Source organism: Chitinophaga sp., assembly GCF_035564935.1.
GTDB lineage: Bacteria > Bacteroidota > Bacteroidia > Chitinophagales > Chitinophagaceae > Chitinophaga.
Genome location: NZ_DATMTE010000206.1, coordinates 1 through 2,121, shown reverse-complemented (window position 1 = coordinate 2,121; position 2,121 = coordinate 1). Strand labels below are relative to the sequence as shown.

1 protein-coding gene and 2 tRNA genes are annotated in these 2,121 nt (G+C 46.9%); all 3 read right to left on the bottom strand.

Annotated features, from left to right (window positions below):
* Window positions 1-39: 39 nt before the first annotated feature.
* Window positions 40-1,134 (bottom strand): slipin family protein, encoded by a 1,095-nt coding sequence (locus tag VN105_RS05410; RefSeq protein WP_325638691.1) that lies wholly within the window; start codon window positions 1,132-1,134, stop codon window positions 40-42.
* Window positions 1,135-1,621: 487 nt separating this feature from the next.
* Window positions 1,622-1,696, bottom strand: a tRNA-Phe gene (locus tag VN105_RS05405).
* A 92-nt stretch (window positions 1,697-1,788) separates the two neighbouring features.
* Window positions 1,789-1,861: transfer RNA gene (locus VN105_RS05400), tRNA-Ile, on the bottom strand.
* Window positions 1,862-2,121: the final 260 nt, after the last annotated feature.

Below are 2,121 nucleotides of genomic sequence, written 5' to 3'. Positions count from 1 at the left end.
ATAAATAAAAAAGGCGGATCACTATATGACCCACCTCTTTTACTTAGAGATGAAAATCTGACGCAGCTGATCTATCAGCATACCGTTTCCGCTTACGCTGATGTTGCTGACCTTTTCCGCGATCTTTTCCACGTACTCCATTTCCTTCAGCTTAAACAGCATAGGATTATCTTCCATCAGCTTTGCGGTATTCAGCAAGCTCCTGGTGCTGGCGGTTTCTTCCCGGCGCATGATGATATTGGCCTGTGCCTTTTTTTCGGCCACCAATACCTGGTTCATGATGTCTTTTACATCGCCTGGCAGGATTATGTCCCGGATACCGAAGCCGGTTACGTTAGTACCGAGAGCTTCCGCTTTTGCGGTGACGGCCTTCAGGATGGCAGGCGCCAGGGTATCTTTCTTTTCCAGCAATTCATCGAAGTTCAGGGCTGCGATGTATTCTCTCAAAGCCAGTTGGAACAACACGTACAGCTGCCGTTCGTATTCCCTGTTTTGCAACAGGGCTTTGTTGATATCGGTTACACGGTACTGTGCCCATGCGTTTACCCGCAGTGCTGCTTTGTCTTTGGTCAGGATTTCCTGTCCGTTCACTTCCACCTGCAGCTGGCGGGTATCTACCTTACTAACGGTGATGGTGATATTATTCTTCCACCAGAAGTAAACGCCGGTATACAGGGTCATGGCATACTTACCGTCTACCAGCATGATGGCCTGTTCGTAATTTTCCACGCTGAAAGTTCTTACGTAAGGCGCTACCAGCCGGTGGCAGAGGGTAGACCGGTCTATATTTTCAGTGATCGCTATTTTAGAGATATCTGCACGAACAAACTTGTTGTCGATGATATTTTTCCAGAACGCATAGCGGCCTGCGGTTAATACCTGCTTCAGCAAACCGTTTTCGTAGTGCAGCACAATTTCGGTTTCTTTTACTTCCACTACCTGCAATGCATTTACCACATCTGCATCCTGCAGGAGGATGTTCAGTTCTACCGGTGCGATGAATGGCTTATTGATATCGTAGATGGTTACATTTTCGTTGATCAGCCAGTGGCGGCCTACCTGCAGCATTCGCTGGTATACGCCGTTCTTAAATACCAAACCTCTTTCGTAGGCGTTGATGGTTACTCTTTTCATTTTCTTTCATTTTTGGGGTGTTGATAATAAAGCCAGCGCTGCTGTCCGGATGGTGAACACGGAAACAGGTGCAGCCTGGTACTTACACATCAGTTAGGGCGGAAGTGCTAAGTGATGGTAAGGAACCGGTGTATTCCCTGTTTGCGGGTGTTTCCCCTCCTGCCGGTATCATCCTTTTGATGAGGTGGCGGGGCAGTGAGCCCTGGCTTTGTTTGTTGTGTTAAAGGATTTTCAGTCCTTCTGATTTTAATCTCTATCTGAGATTGTCTATTGCTCTACCAGATGAGCTACCGTTTTTCGAGGACGGAAAGGATTCGAACCTTTTACCCATAGATGATGTGCGGAAACCCTGCTTTTGTAACAGCATACAGTTTGTTACTACCACTGCACTGCGGAGTAGTGTGATACTCCTGCCTGGGTTACTGAATAACAGTTGTTCCCGTCTTCCTGATGAGGAAGCTTTTTCAGCAAATGTTTTTCATTTGCCTGGTGGATGAAGCAGGAGTCGAACCTGCACGGGCGGTGCTTCAAACCGCTGCTCTACCATTGGAGCTATTCATCCTGTTTTTGTTGGTGTGAGTAGCAGGATTCGAACCTGCTAAGCCCGTAAGGGCGATGGCTTTACAGACCATTGCGCCACAGGACTGTTTTGAGTAGTCCGGATTGGATTTGAACCAATAGCCGGCTGCGTATAAGGCAGGCGCTCTAACCATTGAGCTACCGGACTGTATTTATCTTTTACATGCAGGCATAAAAAAACCGGGCGTTCAGCACGACCGGTTTCTACGTATATACATAAGCGTTACTTATGTTCGCCGACACCGGTGTTGTTGATAAATAAATTGATAGCCATAGCGAGCCGATAGCAATAGTTTGCTATGATGACTGTTGAATGGTATGTGATGAACAGGCATTTGCATGCGTATTTTTTAGTGTTGTTTATAAATAAAAAGCCCCGCAATCTCTTGCGGGGCCTGTGTTATATCG

Excerpts from the sequence above, each read along its gene's own strand:
- VN105_RS05410 (WP_325638691.1), bottom strand. The coding sequence starts at position 1,134 with ATGAAAAGAGTAACCATCAACGCCTACGAAAGAGGTTTGGTATTTAAG.